This is a genomic window from Lentzea sp. NPDC020367, from assembly GCF_044387305.1.
Classification (GTDB): Bacteria; Actinomycetota; Actinomycetes; order Mycobacteriales; family Pseudonocardiaceae; genus Lentzea.
This window is the reverse complement of sequence record NZ_JBIRVV010000001.1, coordinates 1,049,745-1,072,399: the sequence shown is the minus strand read 5'-3', so window position 1 is coordinate 1,072,399 and position 22,655 is coordinate 1,049,745. Positions and strand designations below refer to the sequence as shown.

The window sequence follows — 22,655 nt, the reverse complement described above, 5'->3', positions numbered from 1 at the left end:
TGAGCTCAGGCGCCGAACCCGGGGCCGCCTGAGGTGGTGCACGATGGGTCGTCACGCACGATGGCAAGGCCCGTCGACAACCCGTCGACAGTGCGCAGACAACGGCCCCTCAGGAGGGCTGACAGTTCACCCGGTGTGACTCGTCCTGGCCAGCTGGATGGTGAACGAGGTGCCGGTCTGCGTCATGACGTCGCCCTGACAGACGTAACTCTCCGGCTCCACACCCGCCTCGAGTGCACGGGTCTCCTGCACCACACCGTCGAGCGTTACCACGGTGGTCCCGCTGGCCGTCGGGCTGCTGTACACGATCTGTCCGGCTTCGGTGGTGTACTCGAAGGTGATCGTTCCCGAGCTGACCGATTGGATCGTCTTCCCGTTGAGCGTTCCGGTCGTGACGTTCCCGGTGCCGAAGTCGAGAACCGCGGTGCCGTCCGTCCGGAACCGTTGGACACGACCGGTACTCGTGAACCGCACGTCCACGCCCGCAGGGGACTTCACGTGCGACTCGTTGGCGGTCTCGACCCACGTCCCGACCACGCAGGTGTCCACTGTGGTCTCTTGCGGGCTGATGTCGTTTCCCGCAGGGGTCTCGTACCCGGTCCACCAACGCCAGTCTCCTGCCAGTCCGGGCAGAGGAGCCGTGATCATGACGGCAGCCAGTAGCGCGGTCACCACCACGGCGACAGCGGGCACGTCACGGGCATCGACGGGACCAGGCCGCCGACGCAGGGCACCGACTGCCGCACCGAGCAACGCGCCCGGAACCGCCACGATCAAGCCCTTGACCAGGATCGTGTGCAGCTGTCCGGTGAGGTCGGTGAGGCTGACGGCCGGGACGCAGCTCGCGGGCGCGGTTCCGTACAGGTCGATGCAGCGGCTGAACAGGAGGACGCCGAGCCAGCCGATGGCGGCGAGGGTTCCCGTCAAGGACACCGCGAGCGCGACGAGGGCGGGGCGGTGCCGGCGGGCGCGAGCGGCGACGAGGCCGGCGACGACGGCTTGTGCGAGCACTGCCACGGTGATGTACGTGCACAGCTGCACGTAGCCGAAGTAGGTGGTCTCGGTCGTGAAGCTGGTGTCGTGCCGAACGTTCAACGGCAGGGCGGACTTGGCCACATAGGACAAGACGACACCGATGACCATCACGGCGATGCCACCGCCGAGTCCGGTGATCAACGCCCGGCCGAGACTCACGGCGGGCACCCCGGCCGGAGCGCCGGTTCCGCCGCGACGAAGTGTGATGATGATCGGGACGAGCCAGAGCAGGGCCAGGCCGGGCAAGGTGAGCGGGTTGCCGTCCACGTACTGCAACGGGAGCCAGGTGATGTCGGTCCACCAGGCGAGGGCGCGGTACCAGCCGATGTCCGCACCGGTCCCGGGAACGGATCCGAAGATCGGTGTCCAGAGCGCCAGGTCCAGGCCGCGCAGGACGAACCACGCCGCGAACCAAGGCGCGGCAACGACTCCCGCGGCCGCGACCACCGCGAAGGGCGCCCACCTACGACGCGGCACGGTGGTCAGTGCGAGACGCAGAACAGACTGCGTCCATCCGGCCAGCAACACCCCGCCGGCCACCAGCGGCAGCGCGGTGACGACCACGGCCAGGCCGGTGCCCGAGGAGTCCCACCCGACGCTCGTGTGGAGCAGCGACAGAGATTCGCCGAGCACGAATCCGGCGGCGAGCACCGTCGGGCACAGCAGCCAGGTCCACCGGGGCGGCCGCCGCGCCGGGTCAGCGGCGGCCGCCTGCCACAGCGTGACCGCGAGCAGCCCGCTGAGGACCAGCGCGATCACCAGCCCGACCAGGCCCCGGTTGAGGACGGCGGTCGTCACGAACAGGAAGTCGACCGCGTAGCCGAGATTGCCGGTGAGCATGCCCGCGGCGATCCCGGCACCGGCCAGCACCCACGGGCTCGGGCGTGCCAGGACGGCCGGGTCGTCGATGGCGGCCAGCCGCTGCCGGGGGTCGGGATGCGTGCTCAGCAACGCCCGCCACCGCGGACCGGCCGGTGCCCGGAGCCGGCCGACGAGGCCGCGGAGCGCCCCGTCCGGTCCGTCGTGGACGGCGGCGATCGCGTCGGCCTCCGTTTCCCGGGCGCGCAGGATCGCGTTGCGGGTCAGGTACACCAGCACGGTGAGCACCAGCAGCGAGCCGAGCACGGCCAGCGTTCCCGTCCAGTGACCGGTCAGGGCCGTCACGGGCCAGCCGAGCGGAACGGCCAGCAGCAGCCCGATCGCGAACGGGATCAGGGCGACGACCACGTACGCCCGCCAGATCGCCATGGTCAGGTAGGTCTTGTCCACGTCCCGGTGCCACAGGTGCGCCAGCTCGTGCAGCACCACCGCGCGAAACGCCGCCCGATCGGTGCTGAACAGGACCACCAGGCCCGCGTCGAGCTGCACGTGGCGGCGCCGGACGTGACCGAACGCCCGCCCGCCGGCCGTGAGGTTGTAGGGCGCGAGCAGCCATGCCGGGGGCCGAGCCAGTCCGACCTGCCGGCTCATCTCGCCGAGGTGGGCCAGCAGCTCACGGCTGCTTTCGGCGGAGATCGGCACCAGTCCACGCCGGCGAATGATCCACCACGGATTCAGCCAGTACAGGACGACCGCCAGGCCGAACAGCAGCGCCAGCCCGCACCCCGCCCAGGACACCTCGTCGAGGTACACCGGCGCCAGGCACCGCGTCACGCGTGCGGCGGCCTCCGCACGCGCCGCCACGTCATCCGGGCCGGCCAGGGGCGGCAGACCGGACACCTCCGCGAAGCAGCGCTTCTGGGCATCCACCTGCCGAGCCGAGTTGGCCGGCACCAGCAGGTGCAGGAGCATGAACATGGTCGAGCTCGTGGCCACGACCACAGCGACCAGCAGCGCGAACCGCGTCGTCGTCCCCGCGGGCACACCGTGCGGATCGAGCACCGGTCTGTGCGCGGGGCCGTCCTGGCTTCCGCTCTCGAGCTCCGTGCCTGTCATCGCAGTCCTCGCCCGTCGACCTACGAAGATCGGACGCAGCAGAGCGTTCTCCAGGTCGTTCGGACATGCGAGAGTTTGCGCACTTCTCACTCGATCGTCGTAACACCAGTCCGCTTCGGCAGCGACAGGTGGTCCTAAGTGGACAGTGGCGGCCCGAGTCGTTCGAGCCTGGCCGGTACGTGCTTGTGCCACGGTGTGCCGGCCCACTCGTCGCGGTCCTCCGCAGCGGTGAGCTCGTTGGGAGCGACACCCGTGCGCTCCTTCACCGTGAGCCCGAGGCCGTTGGGAAGCGAGATGTGACCGGAGCGCATGGTGTCCGTGGCGTCCACGGACACCTCCGCGCTGCCGCGCCGCGTCGTGAGCCTGACCCGGTCGCCCGTCGTGACACCGAGCCGCGTCGCGTCGGTGACGCTGATGCGCAGGCGGCCGTCCGGGTCGCGCCGTCGCCAGCTGGGGTCGCGCATGATCGTGTTGGCGGTGAAGGCACGTCGTTCTCCCGCGGACAGCACGAACGGCCAGTCCGGATCCTGGCGCGGAACGGGCCGGTCGCCCAGCGCGGCCACCGCGGCGAGCAGGTCCGGCACGGCGAGGGTGATCCGCTCACCGCGCAGGCGCTGCCACGAGGCGTCGTACTCGTCGTCGGTGATGTGCACGCCGTGCGAGCCGTCGACGATCGCGTCGAAGAGCCGCTCCCCCGCCTCGAACCCGGACCCGTAGCCCGCTTTCTCGACTCCGGCCGGGTTCTTGCGGGCGCACTCGTGCGCGGCCATCCACAGCACCCCGGCCGCCGAGGCGTCGTGCGGCAGCGTCGGACCGAGCGTGCGGTACAGCAGGACGGACGCGAGCCGCCGCTTCGCCGGATCCGCGAGAACGGTGAGGAACGCCTGCGCGAACTCGGCTCGGCCGGCGTGGGCGGCCGCGCGCAGCGGTGCGTAGTCGTCTTCGGTGAGCGCGCCGGACGCCTCGACCAGACGGGCGTGGATCTCCGGTTCGGGCAGCACGCCTTCCGGTGCGGCCACGACGGGGTGCCGCAGGTGGAAGATGTTGCGCGGGAAGTCGAAGTTGAAGAACGTGGCCTCGAACTTCTCGAACTGCGTCGGCGCCGGCAGCACGTAGTCGGCCAGGCGCGCGGTCTCGGTCATCGCGACGTCGATGACGACCACGAGTTCCAGTGCGGCGAGCGCCTCCCTCATCCGGGCCGAGTCGGCCAGCGAGTGCGCGGGGTTCGCGCTCTCGACCAGCATCGCCCGGTAGCGCGCCGGATGGTCGGTGAGGATCTCCTCCGCGATCACGTTGCACGGCACGAGTCCGCTGATGATCCGTGCGCCCGCGACCGGGCTGCGCGGGCCCTCGCCGCCGGCGTGCCCGCGGTCACGGCCGATCGGCACCAGGCTGGAGGGCACGTACTGGGCGCCTCGTTTGCCGAAGTTGCCGGTGAGCAGCCAGACCAGCTTCTCGACGTAGCTCACGAGCGTGGAGTCGCGGTTCATCTGGACCCCGAGGTCCTCGAACACGGCCACGGAGCCCGCGGCGGCGATCCGGGCGGCGACCGCCCGCACCAGCGATTCCTCGACATCGGCGATGGCGCAGTAGTCGCCGACCGGTACCTGCCGCAGGACGGCGGTGACGGCGTCGAGGCCGTCCGCGTGCTCGGCGAGCCAGTCGGCGGCGATCAGGTCCTCCTGCACGAGCACGGCGGCCAGCGCGGTCAGCAGGTAGACGTCGGTGCCAGGGCTGACCTGGAGGTGGAAGTCGGCCAGCTCCGCCGTCTCGGTCCGCACGGGGTCGATCACGATCATCGACCGGGCGGGGTCCTTGGCGATCTCCTTGAGCACCGAACGGGCACGCGGGAAGCCGTGCGACTGGTAGGGGTTCTTGCCGACGAACAGCGCGACCTCGCAGTGCTCGAAGTCCGCGCGGGTCATGTTGCCGAGCATGCGGGCGCTGACCCAGAACTCGCCGGTCTTCTCCTGCGCGAGCGCGGACGAGCGGTAGCGGCCACCGAACGCGGCCATCGTGGCGGGCGAGTACGCGCCGCCGAGGTGGTTGCCCTGACCGCCGCCGCCGTAGTAGAAGATCGTCTCCCCGCCGAAGGTGTCGCGCACCTCGCCCAGCCGCTGCGCGATCTCGCTGATCGCGGTGTCCCAGTCGATCTCCTCGAAGGTGCCGTCGGGCCGCCGGCGCAGCGGGTGCGTGATCCGGCCCGTGTCGCCGTTCTGGTGCAGGCCGAGGCGCAGCGCCTTGTTGCAGGTGTAGCCGGCCGACGCGGGGTGGAGCTTGTCGCCGCGGATCTTGTCGAACGACCGGCCGTCGTCACCGACGAGGATCTCGATCCCGCAGTTGCACTCGCAGAGGATGCAGGCACTGGGTTTCCACATGGGCCAGGCTCCTAGTCTCGTCGCTCCAGCAGGGGCGCGATCTCGACGAGCACGTCGTCGAGCGGGCCCAGGTCACGATGCGCGCGGCAGAGGATGATCGCTCCCTCGATCGCGGACACGACCAGCGTCGCCAGCCGCTGCGCGCGCGGTGCCTCAAAACCGTTGGCGGCCAACGCGTTCGCGAGGCTGGTCTGCCAACTGGCGAAGATCTCCCGCACCACGTCACCGGCATCGGGGACGAGGTCGCGGCTGTCCATGGCCATCGCGGCGACGGGGCAGCCCGCCCGGTAGCCGGTCTTGACCAGCGCCCGCTTCCAGAACTCGACGAGCCGGCCCACCATCTGCCGGACGTCGCCCTCGTCCGCCGACTCGCTGACCATGGCGGCTATGTAGTCCCCGGCCTGGCGGACCGCACCCAGGACCAGCTCGTTCCGGCCGCCGGGAAAGTGGTGGTAGACGGAACCCCTCGGCGCACCGCTGTGCGCCAGCACCGCGTCGACCGTCACGCCGGCCGCGCCGCGTTCCCGCAGCAGCAGCACGGCGCTGTCCAGCATCCGCTGCTTGGTGCCGCGTCTGCCCTGCTCGCTCATGTCGCCCCCTGTTCGGGAGTATGGCAGAGACCATAGTCGGTGTCATCGGCCACGACACGGCCCTGGTGCATCAATCTGGATTGATGTAATTTCCGGGCATGCCCACCGACCGGCCGGTGTCGAGTCCGCCCCCGTTTCTGGGGCTGGCGGGCGAGGCGGTGCGATGGGGCCTGCTGCGCGAGCTCGCCCGGAGCGATCGACGGGTGGGCGAGCTGGCCGCGGCCGTGGGGCAGCCGCAGAGCCTGGTCTCCTACCACCTGCGCAAACTCCGCACCGGTGAGCTGGTGACCGCGCGGCGAAGTTCGGCCGACGGGCGCGACACCTACTACAGCCTCGACCTCGCGCGGTGCACCGCGTTGCTCACCGAGACCGCGAGGGCCCTGCACCCCGGCTTGCGGCTCGGTCCGGCGCAGGCGACCACAGTGGACACCGCCACTGGCCGCGTGTTGTTCCTGTGCACCGGGAACAGCGCCAGGTCGCAGATGGCCGAGGCGTTGCTGGCGGCGCGCGCGGAGCGGGTCGAGGTGTTCAGCGCGGGCAGCCATCCCAAACCCGTGCACCCGAACGCGGTCGCGGTGATGCACGACCACGGCGTCGACCTGTCCGGCCACCGCAGCAAACACCTGAGCGAGTTCGCCGGGCAGCGCTTCGACTACGTGATCAGTCTGTGCGACCGAGTGCGCGAGGTGTGCCCGGATTTCCCCGGCGAGGCCGAGTTCGTGCACTGGAGCATGCCCGACCCGTCCGCCGAGGGCACCCTGCCGGCGTTCGAGCGCACCGCCGCGGAGCTCACGGTCCGGATCGGCCACCTGCTGCGAACCATGGCCCACGACAACGAAAGAGAGGTACCGGAACCATGAGTGAGACCCTCGCCAACGTCCGCTACCTGGTCGACGACGTGCAGGCCTGCGTCGACTTCTACACCACCCACCTGGGGTTCGCGCTGCGCTCGTCCGCGGCGCCCGCGTTCGCCGACGTCGTGCGCGGACCGTTGCGGCTGCTGCTGTCCGGCCCGGCCAGCTCGGCGGGACGCCCCATGCCGGACGGAGAGACTCCGGTCGCCGGCGGCTGGAACCGCATCCACCTCGTCGTCGACGACCTCGACGCCGAGATCGCCCGCCTGCGCGAGGCCGGGGTGCGGTTCCGCAACACCGTCGTCAGCGGGCCGGGCGGCCGTCAGATCCTGCTCGTCGACCCGGCGGGGAACCTCGTCGAGCTGTTCCAGCCGCGCTGACAGAGGCGCGTCCAGCGGCTTCGGCGGACCGCCCGGGCAGGAAGTACAGCTCGCGCAGGCCCACCAGGGCGAACACGGTGGCGGTGAACACCGGGAACGGCAGGCCCTGATCACCTGCCGTGCTCCACGAAAGTGGAAATCGCCTTGGGCCAAACGAGCGATAGGCCGTCAACACGCCCAGGTTCGCCGAAGCCCGGACGTATGTTCCGACCCGTGGTCGATCACATGCCCGACGACGAGCCGTGGCGGGTACGTCTGCTCGACGCCGCCGGCGGAGTCCTGGGCGCGGGCGTGCTGCTCGGGGAAACGCACGTGCTGACGTGCGCGCATGTGGTGCCCGAGGGTGCGGACCACGTTTTCGTCGACCGGATGCAGGGGCCGGTCGTGCGCGCCGACGTGGACATCAGCCGCTGGGTGCCTCCGCTGGAGGACCGCCGGGGTGACGTCGCGCTGCTCGATCTGACAGGGCCTCTGCCGGGGGCGGGGGCGATGCTGCGCCGGACCGCGCTCCGCAGGAACCTGGTCGTGCGCACGGTCGGTTTTCCGGGGCGTGTGCACGACGGGGTGTCGGTGCTCGCGAAGCTCGCGGGGCGGGGCGGGCCCGGTGGCGAGTGGGTGCAGATGAACCGCGAGTCCGCGACTGAATACCCGGTGACCAGCGGGTTCAGCGGCGCGGGTGTGGTCGACGACGCGGACGGGTCCCGGGCGGTGATCGGCATCGTCGTCGGCGAGTACGCCAACGACGTCGCCCACCTCTCCTGGATGATCCCGGTGGAGACGATCCTGCACCACCTGCCCGGCGTGACGCGGTGGACGACCGGGGGGCCGCCGCTCGACGACGGGTTCGCGGCGAAGGCCGCTGCCGAGGTCGAGCAGGTCGACCTGGCGCGAACTTTGGTGAGCTGGCTCGACCGGCATCGCACCCACGACACGGTGATGGTGCTGGTGGGCCGTGACTGCGAGGTGTTGCGCCGCGCGGCCGGTCTGTCCACTGTGGAGTCACGGCCGGTGGTCGCCGGCGCGCCGGAAGGCACCGTGCCCGGCGTCGGCAGCGTCGACCTCGCGATGGACGCGTCCAGCCGGACGGTGGACCAGTTGTCGCTGCGCATCATCGATCGTGCCGGGCTGGGGTCCGACGAGAGCAGCACGCCTGGTGAACAGGTGCGCGCAGGGACACCGCCGATGACCGTGGTGGTGGACGGGGTGGACGACGCCGAGCAACCGGAGGCGTTGCTGCGGGAGGTGCTGCGACCGATCGTCGAGCAGGGATCCCGGGTGGTGCTCGGTTTCCGCAGCGAGTCGTCTCCGAGCCTGGCCGTGGCGCGGTCGTGGGAGCTCGGCTCGATCACCGGGCGGCTGGACCGGCTCGCCGGCCAGATCAAGGATCTCGCGGAACAGGAGGAACTGCTCGCGCGGCACCACCAGCCGGTCAGGGATCGCGCCGCCGGCTTGCGGATGCGGCTGAGCAGGATGCGGCTTGCCGTCACGCGTCCGCACGCGGTCCGGCCGCTGCTCGACGAGACGGAGGACGCGCTGGCGCGGGCCGTGCGGCGGGCCGAGAAGGCGATCGCGACGCTGGACGAACTGCTCGAACGGCGGCGCGTGGCCGTCGGACTGCTCAACGCGTACCAGGCGAAGGCCGATGACGGCGGACTCGTCGAGGACACCGGGCTCGCCGGGCTGTACCGCCGGGCGCACGAGTTGCTGGCGCGCCGGCTCGACGACCTGCCCGCCGCCGAAGAGGCGGTCCAGGCGTACGGGAACGCGATCCGGCACGCGCTCGGCAACGCGGGGAGGGAGCGGCGGTGACGGCGTGCAACCGGCCGGGCTGCACCGGAACGGTGCGGGGAACGGGCTTCTGCGGCACGTGCTTCCGGCGGCCGCTGTCCGAGGCGGAGATGCCAGGGCCGGGTGCGGCCGCGTCGGGCCCGAGTCGCCCGAGCGGTGATCCGCTCTCGTTGCCGGTCTTCGAGTTCCCCGACCCGTCCAGCCGGATCCTGCGCGACCCGGACATCCCGGAGGAGAGCCGCAAGTGCGCGACCCCGGACTGCGGGGCGGAGGTCGGCCGCAGCTACGCGGGACAGCCCGCCATCAGCGAGGGGTTCTGCCCTCGCTGTGGCCACCCCTACTCGTTCCTGCCGAACCTGCACGAGGGCGACCTCGTGGCCGATCAGTACGAGGTGATCGGCTGTTTCGCGCGCGGCGGCCTGGGGTGGGTCTACCTGGCCAGGGACACGCGTCTCGACGACAACCTGGTCGTCCTCAAAGGACTGATCGACCTCCGGTACGCCGCGCTGGCGACGGCCGAGCGCCGCGCGCTGACGATGATGGACCACAAGAACATCGTGCGGATCCTCAACTTCGTCTCGCACCCGGACAGCGCCGGCAAGCGGCGCGAGTACATCGTCATGGAGTACGTCGACGGCCTGACGCTGCGCGAGGCCACCCGGCAGCGCATGCTCGGGGCGGAGCCGTTGCGGGTGGAACACGTCGTCTTCTGCGTGCTGCAGGTGCTGGAGGCGATGGAGTACCTGCACCGGCGCGGCTACCTGTACTGCGACATGAAGCCGGACAACGTGATCGTCCGGCCGGGGCGCCGGGGCGAGGAGGACCGCGTCAAGGTCATCGACCTCGGCGCCGTGCGCAAGACCGACGACCGCGAGAGCGACCGGATCGGCACGAAGCCGTACGAGGTGGACGGCACCGAGATCAACGCACGCGGTTTGACCGTCCAGTCGGACATCCACACCGTCGGTGTCACCCTGGAACGGTTGTACCGCGGCACCGCCGACTGGCTGGACCAGCAGACGGGCAGCACCGACGACCGGTTCGCGATCGGGCTCGAGTCGTTCCAGCGGCTGGTCGCACGGGCGAGGCACGCCGACGCCGATCATCGGTTCGGCTCGGCCGCGCAGATGGCCGAACAGCTCAAGGGCGTGCGGCGGGAGATCGCGTCGTTGCGGGACGGCGTCTCACGACCCGAGCCGTCGGCCGTCTTCGCCCCCACGGCCGTCCTGCTCGACGCCGGACTCGGCGCCGTACCCCCGTTGCACCGGTGGACCCGGCCCGACCAGTACAGCGGCACCGGGGTGCCGCTGCCCGACGGACGGCCCAGCCCGGCGGCGGTCGCGATCGGGCTGCCCGTGCCTCGGGTCGACCCCGGTGACGAGGCCGCCGGCTACCTGGACGCCACCGGCGCGCCGGATCCGTTGCGGCTGCTGAACAAACTGGAGACCGCGGAGCTGAGCACGGCCGAGATCTGGTTCGCTCGCTGCCGCGCACAGCTCGAACTCGGCAGGCTCGACCTGGCCGCGGAGAGCCTGCGCTCGGCACAGCGGCAGGCCGGCGACTGGCGGGCCGCGTGGCACCGCGGGTTGCTCGCGCTCGCACGGGGCGAGGTCGAGCAGGCGGGGCTGGAGTTCTCGGCCGTGTACGACGCGCTGCCCGGTGAACAGGCACCGAAGCTGGCGCTGGGTTTCTGCGCCGAGCACGACGGGAAGCACGACCGGGCGCAGCGGCTCTACGAGGCGGTGTGGCGGGTCGACCGGTCCCAGGGCAGCGCCGCGTTCGGGCTGACCAGGATCAGGCTCGCCGAGGGCGACCGCGCGGGTGCGGTCGCCGTGCTGGACGAGGTGCCGAAGGTGTCGCGGCACTATGACGACGCCGCCGTCGCGGCTGTGATCATCCTTTGTGGACTGCTGCGGTCGGGTGCGCCCACGGCGGCGGACCTGCGAGAGGCGGCAGACCGGTTTCCGTCGCTCTACCTCGACGGCGGCGAGGAGGACGGCGACGCGCGCAACCGGCTGGTCACGATCCTGCGCGAGGCCGCGTTCGAACGCGTCGGCGAGGCGGGCGCCCATCTCGACGGCGGCGCGGTCTTCGGTGCCGTGCCGAGTGAGGAAGGACTGCACTTGCTGCTGGAGGAGTCGTACCGCGGACTGGCCGGCCAGGCGCACGACGAGGACGAGCACGGCATCCTCATCGACCTCGCCAACACGATTCGCCCGAGGACGTTGTTGTGACAGAACGAGCACAACCGGCCTTCACCCTGTCGGTGAGCCAGAACGCCTACCTGTTCGCTGGTGAGACCGAGATGCACGCCGTGCTGACCGTCACGGGGCAGGGTCTCGACGGCCTGACCGGCGGCGAGGCTCCCGAGGCCGCCGAGGTGATCGCCATCGACTGCTCCGGGTCGATGCACAGCCCGCCGACGAAGCTGCTCGCCGCGCAGAGGGCGACCGCCGCGGCGATCGACGCGTTGCGCGAAGGCGCCTTCTTCGCGGTGGTGGAGGGCACGCACTCGGCTCGGGTGGTCTATCCGCGCGACGAGGGACTCGTCGCCGCCACCACCGAGACGAGGGCCGCGGCCAAGCGAGCGGTGAAGCACCTCACCGCCAGCGGAGGCACCGCCATGGGCTCGTGGCTGCGGCTGGCCGAACAACTCCTGGCCGGCCACCCGACCGCGGTGCGCCACGTCCTGTTGCTCACCGACGGCAGGAACGAGCACGAGTCCCCCGCCGAGCTCGACGCGGTCCTGGCCGAGTGCAAGGGGAAGTTCGTCTGCGACGCGCGCGGCGTGGGCGACGGGTGGGAACCGGAGGAGCTGCTGCGGATCGTGTCCGCGCTCAACGGCACGGCGGACGCGGTCCGGGAGGAGACCGATCTGATCGAGGACTTCACCGTGATCATGCGGGCCGCGATGCGCAAGGTCGTGCCGGAACTGCTGATCCGGATCGACACGCCGCCGTTCGCCCGCGTGCGCTTCCTCCGGCAGACGTTCCCCACCCAGGTGGACCTGACCGGGCTCGACTCCCCCGCCGGCGCGCTGACGACGGTGTACCCCACCGGGTCCTGGGGCGAGGAGAGCCGGGAGTTCCACGTCTGCGTGGACGTCGAACTCGACGGCCTGGAGCTCAGCGAGTACCAGATCGCCGAGGTCGGCCTCGTGCCGGTGCGCGCCGGGACCGAACGCGACCCGGTGCCCGGTACCGAGAAGCCGATCGTGGCGCAGTGGACCGAGAACACCGTGCTCTCCAGCGTGATGGACTCGCAGGTGGCCCACGCCATGAACCAGGCGGAGCTGGGCAGGGCGGTGATGGCGGGCTGCGAGGCGTACGACGCGGGACAGCTCGAGCAGGCCGCGCTGCAGTGGGGAAGGGCGGTGGCGTTCGCCTCGGCGCAGAACAACGAGAAGGTGCTCGCCCGCCTGCACCGGCTGGTCGACGTCGTCGGCGATCCGGCGAACGGGGAGGTGCGGATCAGGACGGACCTGGAGCAGCTCGACCTCAAGCTGAGCGAGGTGAGCAGGAGCCACGGCACCCGCGGCCCCGACGAGGCGAGCGATCACCCGGTCGCACCGCCGCAGGCCGGTCCCAACGTCACGTGCGCACACTGCGGGCACGTCTGCCGCGCGGACGCGATCTTCTGCGAAGCGTGCGGCAAGACCGTCGTGGCCACCACATGACGGCCACGCGCTCCACGACCCGTCTCAGCCTGCTCCGGCTCCGCGCGGTCCTGCTGGGCCTGACGCTGCTGGTCCTCATGTCGTCGTGGTACGCCTTCGACGACGTGAACGACACGATCGACACCGTGCGCGACCGCACCGCGCCCGCACTGCTGGAGGCCGCCGCCGCGCGGTCCGCGCTCGCCGAGGCGGACTCGTTGGCCATCAACAGCTTCAGCTCGGGTGAGGCGCAGCTCGTCGGTCCGGGTGACCGCTACCAGAACAGGATCGCGGTGGCGAGCCAGAGCATCGCGCAGGTCGCCGAGGACAACACCCTGGGAGACGCGGGCAGCAAACAGCTGCGCGTGGTGGCAGGGCTGGTCGTCGCGTACACCGGCTGGATCGAGCAGGCCGACGCGCACTACCGGCAGGGAGGCGGCACCACCACGTTGGCCGCTGTCGACCTCTGGTACGCCTCACGCCTGTTGCACGAGCCCAGAACCGGCGTCCTGGCCCAGTTCGAAGAGCTGGCGAAGGCTCAGCAGGACGCGCTCGGCGCACAGCTCGACGAGAGCTCGACGACCTTCTGGCGTGGCGCGCTGGTGGCTCTGCCGATCGTCGCACTGCTCGTCGCTCTCCTGGTGGCACAACGCTTTCTTAGACGACGGTTCCGCCGGGCCTGGAACCTGCCGCTGGTGTTCGCCACCGTCGTGCTCGCCGGCTGCGGCGTGATCACGGTGCTCGGCGTGGTCGCGCAACAGCGGGTGGAGGCCGCGGCGGAGGAGCTGCGGCAGGTGACGAGCACCTGGGACACCAGGACGTCCGCCACCCGCGCCGCCGCGCAGGAGGACCTGAAGGACCTGGTCACCAAGCTGTGTGCGCCCGCTGACGGCGGATGTGGAGACACCGTCGTCCGGTTCATGGCAGACCTTCGCAGCAGTGGCACGCCGGACGCGGTGACGGACAAGGACCTGACCGACGCGGCCAAGAACGTCAACAACTCGGTGGCGGAGACGGACGACTACGCCGACCTGGAGGCGCTCATCCCGATCGGTGCCGGGCTGATCCTGCTGTCCGTGCTCCTCGGTCTTCAACCACGCATCCAGGAATACAGGTACGAGCGACGATGACCCGACTGCTGGTTCTGTTGCTGCTGTTGAGCGGTGTGTCCGCGTGCTCCGGCTCGGGGTCGAAGGGCACGGTCCAGATCATGGCGTCGTGGACCGGCCAGGAGGAGGCCAGGTTCCTCGAGGTGGTGGCGCCGTTCGAGGCCGCGGAGAACATCGACGTCAAGTACGTCGGCACCCGTGCGCTCAGCCAGGTGCTGCAGTCCGAGGTGCAGCAGGGCACTCCCCCGGACATCGCCGTGCTGCCGAGCCCCGGCGAGCTCGCGAACTACGCGCGCAACGACCACCTCATCCCGTTGGACTCGATCGTCGCCTCCGCCAGTGACGAGTACAGCGACCAGTGGCTGAACCTGGAGAAGGTGCGGCAGAAGCGCTACGGCGTCGCGGTCAAGGCGGACCTGAAGAGCGCGATCTGGTTCAACACCAAGGCGTTGCCCGGCCCGAAACCCGGGACCGGTGAGGAGTTGCTGGCGCTGACCCGCACCCTCGCCGACGGCGGCCGCACCCCGTGGTGCATGGGCATGGGCGCCACCCCGGACTCCGGCTGGCCCGGCACCGACTGGATCGAGGACGTCCTGCTGCACCAGGCCGGTCCCGACGTCTACCGGCAGTGGGCGGCGAGCAGGTGGCCGTGGACCTCCCCCGAGGTCCGGCAGGCCTTCACGACCTGGACTCGGCTCGCCGGGGGCGACACCGTGCGCGGAGGCCCGAAGTCGGCTCTGCTGACGGACTTCGGCGACGCGGGCCGGTCCATGTTCGGCCCGCAACCGAGCTGCCTGCTCGACCACCAGGCCTCCTTCATCACCGGCGTCTACGAGGGCTACGACACCGCCCCGAAGGCCGAGCAGGACTTCGACTTCTTCCCGTTCCCCGCCTTCGAGGGCAAGCCGCGCTCGTGGGTGGTCTCCGCCGACCTGGCGGCGATGTTCAACGACACCCCTGCCGCCCGCAAACTGATCAACTACCTCGCGTCCGCACCGGCCCAGCAGATCTGGCCGCGCAACGGCGGTGCCTACTCGGCGAACCGCGGCGTCGGACCGTCGGTGTACGGCGACGCCGTCAGCAGGAAGGTCGCCGCCACCCTGACCTCGGACGAGTCGCTGTGCTTCGACGCCTCCGACCTCATGCCCCCGAAGATGCGCACCGCGTTCTACCGCGCGGTCCTCGAACACCTCGACGACCCGGCCAAGCTCGACGCACTGCTGCAAAAGCTCGAGATCGTGCGCACCGGCGTACCGGAAGAAGAGCGGCTGGAGTTCCCCTGCCGATGAGGAGTGGTACATGACAGAGTTCGCACGCTTCGAACTGGAGGGCGGCGGCTCGGTCGTCGTCGAGGTCGACGAGGAGCCGGGCGTCTCCCGGGCGAGCCGGTCGGGCCGCGTGCTGCGCGACGCCCGCGCGACGTTCGAGAAGGCGCTCACCGACGTGCGCGACGCGGCCGCGACCGCGCTCGACCAGTTCCGCACGATGAGCCGCGCGCCGGACGAGGTCGAGCTGAAGTTCGGGGTGAAGCTCGACGCGGAGGCGGGTGCGGTGATCGCGAGGACCGGGGTGCAGGGGCAGTTCGAGGTGAAGCTCAAGTGGCGGCGTGACGATCTGCCCGTCGAGGAGGAAGTGGTGGAGGAGGCGTAGGTCCGCCTCGCTTCCCTGATACCGGAGTCAGGGCCGGGGCGTCAGCCCGATCCGGTAGCGGTGGTGGTAGTGCCTGCCGGTGAGCCACAACTCCCCCGCCGCGCCCGGCACCGCCGCGATGCCGCCGATCACCTGGTTGCGGCCCGTCGGCACTTCGGCGACGGTGACGGCGGTGAGGTCGGCGTCCGCGGTGACGGTGCCCGAGGCGAGGTCCACGCGGATCATCCAGTCCGTGCCGTCGACGGCGGCCCACACCTGCGGGCGGCCGTCGACACTCGTGCAGTGGAGTTCGCCGAAGCGCGCGGCCGCCCACTCGCGGGCGTCGACGGGGAGTTCGCGGATCAGCTCGGCGGTGTCGCGGTCTCGCAGCAGCAATGTGGTGGTGCCGTCGGACTGCACGAGGTTCGTTCCGTCGTAGCACAGGCCCCACGCCTCGTTGGTCATCGTGGCCCGGCGTCGTTCCGCCAGCGAGCCCGGATCCAGCAACACGGCGGCGACGGAACCGGTGTGCCACAGGCCGGCCGGTGTCAGCGCGGTTCCGCTGCCCTGCGGCACGGTCCGCTGCGCCTGGACCTCACCGGTGGCGGGTGCGACCGCGCGGATCACCGGGCCCGTGTTCTCCACCAGCAGGTCGCCGACCAGTTCCAGGCCTCGCGCGTCGGCCCGGTCGGTGGGGACGCGTGCGAGGACCTGTGCGCGGAAGTGCCGTGAGGTGGATTTCGTGGCCACAGGCACGGGACTGGCCGTGGTCGAGGTGACCTGGGCGACGGGGCGGGGAGCCGCACAGGCGGTGAGGGCCAGCAGCGCCGCGGCCGCCGAGCAGAGGACTCTGTTGACGCACAACGGTTTCACCGCACCGATCGTCGTGAGGACCTGACCTGGGCGCTTCCGCCGTCGTGGGTGAGCCCGCCGGGCCCGTTCATCCGCCGGGGGTGAGGCCGCCCGCGGTGTGCGCGGCCACGCTGGAGGGACGTTCCACTGTGGAGGTTGCCGTGACCGATGTGACAACGCCGGAACAACGCCGGTTCGCCCGGCTCGCGTTCCTGGCCGCGGGAACGGCCGTCGTGGTCGTGCTGGTGGCGGCCGGGGTGCGCGCCGGCGTCGGGCTGGTGCTGGTCGGTGCGACGGGGACGGCGCTGGCGCTGGCGGGCGTCTGGTGGTTCCTCGCCCATCGCGGTCTCGTGCGGTGGCTGGCCGGGGTGCTCGTGGTGCTCGTGCCGCTGACCGTGGTCGTCCTGTACGTCCAGGCCCGCTTGGCGTGGGTGGTCGTGGTGTGCGCCCTGCTGTGGTTGGTCGCGGTGGCCTGCGGACGGCGGGCGCTCGGTGAGGCCGGCGGCCCGGTGGAGTTCGAGGTGCCCCGGCCCCGGCGGCCGTACCTGATCATGAACCCGAGGTCCGGCGACGGGAAGGTCGGGCGGTTCGGACTGGCCGATCTGGCCTCGGTGCTGGGCGCGGAGGTCTGCGTGCTGGACGGCTCGCAGGACGTCGCCGCGCTCGCCCGGCGGGCGCTGGACGACGGCGCCGACCTGCTCGGAGTGGCCGGAGGTGATGGCACGCAGGCGATCGTGGCCGGCGTCGCGGCGGACCGCGGGGTGCCGTTCATGGTCATCTCGGCGGGCACGCGCAACCACTTCGCGCTCGACCTCGGGCTGGACCGCGCCGATCCCCGCCGCTGTCTCGACGCGCTCACCGACGGCGTCGAGGTGCGGGTCGACCTCTGCGTGGCCGGGGACCGCACCTTCGTCAACAACGCCTCGTTCGGCGCGTACGCCGAGGTGGTGCGGAGCCCCGCCTACCGCGACGGCAAGCGGCGGACGACGCTGAACCTGTTGCCCGGACTGCTGATCGGGCCGCGGTCAGCGGCGCTGCGGGTGCGGGCGGGCGAGGACCGGCTGGACGGGGCGCAGGCGGTGCTGGTCAGCAACAACCCCTACGGGTCAGGCGATCTGGCGGGGCTGGGGCGCAGACCGCGGCTGAACGGCGGTGTGCTGGGCGTGCTCGCGGTGACGGTGCGCGACGCGGCGGAGGCCGCCGGTCTGCTGCGTGGCCGGCGGCGGTCGGACGCCGTGTTCCTGCGGACCACGACGGAGGTCGTCATCACGGCCGACACCCCGTTGCTGCCGGTCGGCGTGGACGGGGAGGCGGTCACGATGACGACTCCCGTGCGGTGCGTGGTCAGGCCGGGGGCGCTGCGCGTGCGGGTGCCGCGCCACCGGCCCGGGGTGCCGCGACCGCGGCCGGAACTGGACTGGGCGCGGCTGCGCGGGCTGGCCCTGTCCTGAGCGATCGCCCGGTGGCGCCCGCGAGCACCACCGGGCGATCGCCCAGCGCTGCACTGCCCCGTCCTAGCGGCGCCGGATCACCCGGCGTGCCCTGAACATTCCCGTAACTCCCCCGCTGCGCCGCACCGTACGTCGTGCGGTGCGGCGGGCCACGCGGCGTGAACCGAACATGTCTGTCTCCTCATCGCGTCGATCCTGCTGTTTCCAGGTAGTGCAGTTCCTCGGCCTCCTCCGCGCTCACCAACCCGATCGCGACCAGGTCGAGGGGGCTGATGAAGCCGTCGGACACGCGGAATCCCTTGGCACGGGCGACGGCGTCGCGCAGCGGCACCGCCCAGTGGTGCTCGATGAGCAACAACGCCGCCGCGCTGTCGTTGGGAATCTCGGCGAGCACGTCCCACGCGTCCGCGTCGCTGAACGGGTGGACGCCTCCCTTCTCCCGCACCGCCTCGGCTCCCGCGTCCGCGCCGAGGCCGAGCAGCGCGCTGATCTTGCTCCCCAGCTCGACCGCTTCGGCGGGCGAGAGAGTGCTCAGGTGCTCCACCGCGATGGCGCCCTTCGGATCCTTGTGGACGGCCAGAGCGTCGATCACGCGGACGGTGTCGGTCTTGCTGAGTTCCTCCAGTTCGGCGATCACCTCACCGCGGAAGTCCGGGTGGGTGAAGCCCAGCACGATCAGCTGGATCGGCCCGATGGCCATATGACTTCTCCTCTGCTCGATCGGTTACGTCATCCGGTTCGGGTGGAACGCAGGGCGAACATGGTCACGAGCAGCTCGTAGGCCGCCAGTACCACCAAGATCGACAACAGGGCCGTCCACGACGAGAGCAGCAGCGCGAGCAGAACGGCCACGGCGACTCCACCCACGCGCACGGCGTCGAGGTGTCGTGCGGTCCAACCTGGACCGTGCGCGGCGAACGCCTGCCCGCCTCGGCGGATCGCACCCCAGGCCTCGACTGTCCGGTGGCGCAACCACACCGGTCCTTTGCCTGGTCCGATCGCGTACATCAGCAGGGCGAGCAGGACGCCCGTCCAGAGCATCTGCCAGCCCCGCGTGCGCAGCTGGCTGAAGACCGCTGTCAGCACGTCCGCGGCGCCATCGCGGTAGAGCCCCTCCGGCACGTTCTGGAGGATCTGCTCACGAATCGCGCGCAGCACCGCCGTGACCGCCACGGCCGCGACCACCAGCCACAGGCCGAGTTGCAACGCAGTGCGCCGGCGATCGGGCGAGACGAGCAGGGCGAGCACGAGCAGCACGAGTGTGCTGAGCAGGAACAGGAGGAGGCCTCGCTCGGCCGTCACCACGGCCTGCTGGGCGGCCCACAGCCGCTCGGAGTCGTAGACGGTGAACTGCGCGAAGTTCTCCGGCAGCGTGACGCCGAGCGAGTCCTGCACCCGGACCCTCAGATCAGCGGGGATCTCACCGCTGCTCAGATCCGGCAGCGAGAGTTGCCTGCCGAACAGGGTGGGCAGCTGCGCGCTGAGCGTCCGGAGCACCTCGTTGATCAACGGCAGCAGGTCGATCTCGACCCGGTCCTGGTGGACGGCCACGACGTCGCTGTCGCCCTCGACGACGGTGAGCGCGCGCTGGTGGGCGCGGCGGTTCAGCTCGATCCAGACGCGCTGGAACTGGTCGCTGCCCAGAACTTCGGTCGCCATCGCGCGTACCGGGGCGTGCAGCTGGCTCGTCAGCGGCCCGGCGACGAACGCGGCCTGCTCGGGCAGCACCGCCCGCAGCCGCCGCTCGACGTCGACCGCCTCGAAGAGCTTGACGGTCGCGAAGTCCGCCACCGCCGCGGCGACCTCCGGGTCCTTCGGCAGCGGCGCGACCGTGGCGACCCACCGGTCGGTGTTGAGCGCGGTGCGCGCGCTCCAGATGCCGACGACGCTCATCACGAGCGCGAACGCCGTCACCGCGATCAGCACGGCGGCGCCGATCCGGCGGAGCATCCGCACGGCGGCTGCCCGCCGTTCCCGCCGATCCAGCCGTGCCTGCAGCGCGTACACCTGTGCCCGCAACCGGGACAGCTCGTCGGTCATCCCGATCACCGCGCGGCTCGCGGCAGGAACGCGGCCGCCACCATGCCGCCGAGTGCGACCAGCGCCAGCACGACCAACGCCAGCGCATAGGAGAGTTCGGGTGTCCTGGTGATGCCGGCGACGAGGATCGTGCCCGCGATCGCCGCGCCGAGGGAGGACCCGAGGTTGGACACGCTGCGGGACAGGCCGGAGATCTCGCCCTGCAACGCGTCCGGGAAGCTCGACTGCACGACGTTCACCGACGGCGTCAGCATCGCGCCGATGCCGAGCCCGATCAGGAACAGGCCCGGCAGGAACGTCCAGGCCTGCCGCGACAGGGCGAGCAGCGCCAGGAAGAGCGCGATGCCACCGATCGTGACGGCGAATCCGGTCAGCACGAGGCTGCGCTGGGCGTGCCGGCGCGCGAGGCGCTCGGCCGACAGGGACGTGAGCAGCACCCCCGCCGTGGCGGCCGTGAGGATCAGGCCGGTCTCGATCGCGTTGTAGCCGCGCACCACCTGGAGGTAGGCCGAGACCACGAACGAGATGCCCATCAGCACCAGCCACTGCACGTTCTGCGTGACCAGGCCGAGGTTCGAGGCGCGACTGCGGAACAACTCGGTCGACAGCAACGGTTCCACGCCGGCGCGTTCCTTGGCGCGCACGGAGTGGAAGAACCACACGAGCGTGAGTGCACCGGCGGCGAGCAACCCCAGCATCAGCCAGAGGTCGTTGTCCGCCGCCAGCACGCCCGACACGATCAGGACGAGCCCGATCGACGACAGCACCGCGCCGCGCAGGTCGAACGGGCGGCTCGGGTCCGGTGGCCGCGGATCCCGGACGTACCGCCGGCTCAGCACGAAGATCACCACGACGACCAGCGCCTGGAACAGGAAGGCCACCCGCCAGCTGAGCACCGTCGTGATGAGCCCGCCGATCAACGGCCCGGTGGCCGCGCCGATGCCCGCCATGCCGTTGATCACGCCGAAGGCACGGGCCCGCGAGGCGACACCGGTGAACAGCATCGTCGCCAGGATGTAGACGGGTGGGATCAGCAACGCGGTGCCGACGCCCTCCAGGATCGAGTTGCCGACGATGAGCACGGGCAGGCCGGGCGCGAACGCGCTCAGCACCGCGCCGAGGCCGTAGACGGCGAGACCGGCGGTGAGACATCGCTTGCGGCCGTAGCGGTCGGTCAGCTTGCCGCCGGGGATCATCAGCGCCGCCATGACCAGCAGGAAGATCGTGATCGCGAGCTGGACGCCCTGGACGGTGGTGTCCAGGTCACGGCTGATGTCGTTGATCATCACGTTCATGTTGGAGCCGGCGAAGCTGCAGATGAACTGGGCGAGGGCGAGGGGCACGAGCACTCTGCGCAAGGCGTTGGAGTCCACTCACGCAGACTCCGGCGGCCGCGTCCCGAGCGCTTCACGCGGCGCGGATGAGGTGCCGCGGTGGTGCTCCCCCGCGGCGGGTGGTGTGCCGGCAGCCGCGGAGGTGTTGCGTCGCAGGTGGACCGGAGCCCCACCGGTCCCGTCTGCGGGGAGGTGCGCGATGACCGGTTCGGTGGCTGCGAGGATCGCCGCGGGTCTGGCTGCCCGCAAGGAGGTTCCGCTCGCCGGACACGCGGACCTGCCCGCCGGCCGTGACCGTCCCGGCCCGGTGGAGGTGCTCACCGGGCAGGACGGCACGCGGCTGCCGGAGCTCGTGCCGATCCGGTACGGACGGATGCTGGCCTCGCCGTTCGCGTTCTTCCGCGGCGCGGCCGCGGTGATGGCCGGCGACCTCGCGGCGACGCCGATCTCGGGGCTGACCTGCCAGCTCAGCGGGGACGCGCACGTGGGCAACTTCGGGGTCTTCGCCTCCCCGGAGCGGCGCCTGGTGTTCGACCTCAACGACTTCGACGAGACGCTGCCCGGTCCGTGGGAGTGGGACGTCAAACGCCTCGCGGCCAGCATCGCCGTCGCCGGCCGCGAGAACAGGCTGGGGCGCAAGGCACGGGCGGCCGCCGTGCGCACCGCCGTCGGCAGGTACCGGTCGGCGATGATCCGCTTCGCGGAACAGGGTGATCTCGAGGTCTGGTACGCCCACGCCGGTGTCGACGAGGTCGAGCTCTTGCTCAAGTCACGCGCGAACAAGGCGAAGCAGCGCCGGTTCGCGCACGAGCAGGCGAAAGCCCGTGCGCGGGACAGCCTGCAGGCCTACCGCAAACTGACGTCCGTCGTCGACGGATGCCGTCGCATCACGGCGGATCCACCGCTGCTCGTGCCGGTCGGCCACCTGATGCCCGACGCGGACCGCGCGGACCTGGAGTTCCTGATCCAGGACCTGCTCGCCGGCTACGCCACCACCCTGTCCGCCGATCGGCGTCATCTGATGAACGGGTTCCGGTTCGTCGACATGGCCCGCAAGGTCGTCGGGGTCGGCAGCGTCGGGACCCGGTGCTGGATCGTGCTGCTGTACGGGCGGGACGAGAACGATCCGTTGCTGCTGCAGGTGAAGGAGGCCTCGCGGTCGGTTCTCGCGGACCACCTTCCCGAGGGCGTGCGCACGACGCACCGCAGTGAGGGCGAACGGGTCGTGGCCGGGCAACGGCTGATGCAGGCCGCCGGCGACATCTTCCTCGGCTGGGAGACCGCCGAGGGCGTCGACGGGCTCACCAGGGACTTCCACGTCCGGCAGTTGCGCGACTGGAAGGGCTCGGCCTCGGTCGAGACCATGGACGCGGCTGGCCTGCGGCTGTACGGCGCGTTGTGCGGGTGGACGTTGGCCAGAGCACACGCGCGCACCGGTGACCGGATCGCGATGGCCGCGTACCTCGACGACGGCAGCACGTTCGACGACGCGCTCGCCGAGTTCGCCGAGCGCTACGCGGACCGCAACGAGCAGGACCACCGGCTCGTCGCCGAGGCGGCGCGGACCGGGCGCATCCAGGTCCGAAGTGGACTCTGAGAGATCAGGAACGAAACCCTTCTGAGGA

17 protein-coding genes are annotated in these 22,655 nt (G+C 71.1%); 10 read left to right on the top strand and 7 right to left on the bottom strand.

The window, feature by feature from the left end:
• Positions 1–126: 126 nt before the first annotated feature.
• From ACH413_RS04750 to ACH413_RS04740, 3 genes are all read right to left on the bottom strand, one after another.
• Entirely contained in the window at positions 127–2,970 is a 2,844-nt protein-coding gene (locus ACH413_RS04750) for a M48 family metalloprotease (RefSeq protein ID WP_360042586.1), read from the bottom strand.
• Between the two features lie 134 nt (positions 2,971–3,104).
• Positions 3,105–5,348 carry a molybdopterin-dependent oxidoreductase gene (locus ACH413_RS04745; protein ID WP_360042589.1) on the bottom strand — a complete coding sequence of 748 codons (2,244 nt, stop codon included), beginning with the start codon at positions 5,346–5,348 and terminating at the stop codon, positions 3,105–3,107.
• An 11-nt stretch (positions 5,349–5,359) separates the two neighbouring features.
• Complete coding sequence (locus tag ACH413_RS04740; RefSeq protein ID WP_360042591.1) at positions 5,360–5,938, bottom strand: TetR/AcrR family transcriptional regulator; 579 nt, start codon at positions 5,936–5,938, stop codon at positions 5,360–5,362.
• 98 nt (positions 5,939–6,036) lie between these two features.
• On the opposite strand from ACH413_RS04740, the gene ACH413_RS04735 reads away from it, so the two are divergent.
• From ACH413_RS04735 to ACH413_RS04700, 8 genes are all read left to right on the top strand, one after another.
• The gene (locus tag ACH413_RS04735; protein ID WP_360042594.1) at positions 6,037–6,798 is read left to right on the top strand and encodes an ArsR family transcriptional regulator; all 762 of its coding nucleotides are present in this window, start codon (positions 6,037–6,039) and stop codon (positions 6,796–6,798) included.
• Positions 6,795–7,172: a VOC family protein gene (locus ACH413_RS04730; RefSeq protein ID WP_360042597.1), complete on the top strand. Its 378-nt coding sequence runs from the start codon at positions 6,795–6,797 to the stop codon at positions 7,170–7,172. The genes ACH413_RS04735 and ACH413_RS04730 overlap by 4 nt, the downstream gene beginning before the upstream one ends.
• A gap of 213 nt (positions 7,173–7,385) precedes the next feature.
• Positions 7,386–8,981, top strand: a complete 1,596-nt coding sequence (locus tag ACH413_RS04725) for a trypsin-like peptidase domain-containing protein (RefSeq protein ID WP_360042600.1) — start codon at positions 7,386–7,388, stop codon at positions 8,979–8,981.
• Positions 8,978–11,194 (top strand): tetratricopeptide repeat protein, encoded by a 2,217-nt coding sequence (locus ACH413_RS04720; RefSeq protein ID WP_360042603.1) that lies wholly within the window; start codon positions 8,978–8,980, stop codon positions 11,192–11,194. The genes ACH413_RS04725 and ACH413_RS04720 overlap by 4 nt, the downstream gene beginning before the upstream one ends.
• Positions 11,191–12,636 carry a VWA domain-containing protein gene (locus tag ACH413_RS04715; protein ID WP_360042606.1) on the top strand — a complete coding sequence of 482 codons (1,446 nt, stop codon included), beginning with the start codon at positions 11,191–11,193 and terminating at the stop codon, positions 12,634–12,636. The genes ACH413_RS04720 and ACH413_RS04715 overlap by 4 nt, the downstream gene beginning before the upstream one ends.
• Positions 12,633–13,745, top strand: coding sequence for a hypothetical protein (locus tag ACH413_RS04710; RefSeq protein ID WP_360042609.1), 1,113 nt, complete (start codon positions 12,633–12,635; stop codon positions 13,743–13,745). The genes ACH413_RS04715 and ACH413_RS04710 overlap by 4 nt, the downstream gene beginning before the upstream one ends.
• Positions 13,742–15,013 (top strand): ABC transporter substrate-binding protein, encoded by a 1,272-nt coding sequence (locus tag ACH413_RS04705; protein ID WP_360042612.1) that lies wholly within the window; start codon positions 13,742–13,744, stop codon positions 15,011–15,013. The genes ACH413_RS04710 and ACH413_RS04705 overlap by 4 nt, the downstream gene beginning before the upstream one ends.
• Before the next feature lie 10 nt (positions 15,014–15,023).
• A complete protein-coding gene (locus ACH413_RS04700; RefSeq protein WP_360042615.1) occupies positions 15,024–15,374 on the top strand; it encodes a CU044_2847 family protein in 351 nt (116 codons plus the stop codon).
• A 27-nt stretch (positions 15,375–15,401) separates the two neighbouring features.
• Here ACH413_RS04700 and ACH413_RS04695 read toward each other — a convergent pair whose 3' ends face one another.
• Complete coding sequence (locus ACH413_RS04695; RefSeq protein WP_360042618.1) at positions 15,402–16,226, bottom strand: glutaminyl-peptide cyclotransferase; 825 nt, start codon at positions 16,224–16,226, stop codon at positions 15,402–15,404.
• Positions 16,227–16,366: 140 nt separating this feature from the next.
• Here ACH413_RS04695 and ACH413_RS04690 point away from each other — a divergent pair, with 140 nt between their 5' ends.
• Positions 16,367–17,656, top strand: a complete 1,290-nt coding sequence (locus ACH413_RS04690) for a diacylglycerol kinase family protein (RefSeq protein ID WP_360042621.1) — start codon at positions 16,367–16,369, stop codon at positions 17,654–17,656.
• Positions 17,657–17,837: 181 nt separating this feature from the next.
• Here ACH413_RS04690 and ACH413_RS04685 read toward each other — a convergent pair whose 3' ends face one another.
• The 3 genes from ACH413_RS04685 to ACH413_RS04675 are packed head-to-tail and all read right to left on the bottom strand — an operon-like array spanning position 17,838 to position 21,069.
• Complete coding sequence (locus ACH413_RS04685) at positions 17,838–18,356, bottom strand: hypothetical protein (protein ID WP_360042624.1); 519 nt, start codon at positions 18,354–18,356, stop codon at positions 17,838–17,840.
• Between the two features lie 29 nt (positions 18,357–18,385).
• The gene (locus ACH413_RS04680) at positions 18,386–19,696 is read right to left on the bottom strand and encodes a hypothetical protein (protein WP_360042627.1); all 1,311 of its coding nucleotides are present in this window, start codon (positions 19,694–19,696) and stop codon (positions 18,386–18,388) included.
• Between the two features lie 5 nt (positions 19,697–19,701).
• Positions 19,702–21,069 carry an MFS transporter gene (locus ACH413_RS04675; protein ID WP_360042630.1) on the bottom strand — a complete coding sequence of 456 codons (1,368 nt, stop codon included), beginning with the start codon at positions 21,067–21,069 and terminating at the stop codon, positions 19,702–19,704.
• Between the two features lie 160 nt (positions 21,070–21,229).
• On the opposite strand from ACH413_RS04675, the gene ACH413_RS04670 reads away from it, so the two are divergent.
• A complete protein-coding gene (locus tag ACH413_RS04670; RefSeq protein ID WP_360042633.1) occupies positions 21,230–22,627 on the top strand; it encodes a DUF2252 domain-containing protein in 1,398 nt (465 codons plus the stop codon).
• Positions 22,628–22,655 lie beyond the last annotated feature (28 nt).

Coding starts and splice junctions, on each gene's coding strand:
- ACH413_RS04750 (WP_360042586.1), bottom strand. CDS start 2,970: ATGACAGGCACGGAGCTCGAGAGCGGAAGCCAGGACGGCCCCGCGCAC.
- ACH413_RS04745 (WP_360042589.1), bottom strand. CDS start 5,348: ATGTGGAAACCCAGTGCCTGCATCCTCTGCGAGTGCAACTGCGGGATC.
- ACH413_RS04740 (WP_360042591.1), bottom strand. CDS start 5,938: ATGAGCGAGCAGGGCAGACGCGGCACCAAGCAGCGGATGCTGGACAGC.
- ACH413_RS04735 (WP_360042594.1), top strand. CDS start 6,037: ATGCCCACCGACCGGCCGGTGTCGAGTCCGCCCCCGTTTCTGGGGCTG.
- ACH413_RS04730 (WP_360042597.1), top strand. CDS start 6,795: ATGAGTGAGACCCTCGCCAACGTCCGCTACCTGGTCGACGACGTGCAG.
- ACH413_RS04710 (WP_360042609.1), top strand. CDS start 12,633: ATGACGGCCACGCGCTCCACGACCCGTCTCAGCCTGCTCCGGCTCCGC.
- ACH413_RS04705 (WP_360042612.1), top strand. CDS start 13,742: ATGACCCGACTGCTGGTTCTGTTGCTGCTGTTGAGCGGTGTGTCCGCG.
- ACH413_RS04700 (WP_360042615.1), top strand. CDS start 15,024: ATGACAGAGTTCGCACGCTTCGAACTGGAGGGCGGCGGCTCGGTCGTC.
- ACH413_RS04685 (WP_360042624.1), bottom strand. CDS start 18,356: ATGGCCATCGGGCCGATCCAGCTGATCGTGCTGGGCTTCACCCACCCG.
- ACH413_RS04680 (WP_360042627.1), bottom strand. CDS start 19,696: ATGACCGACGAGCTGTCCCGGTTGCGGGCACAGGTGTACGCGCTGCAG.
- ACH413_RS04670 (WP_360042633.1), top strand. CDS start 21,230: ATGACCGGTTCGGTGGCTGCGAGGATCGCCGCGGGTCTGGCTGCCCGC.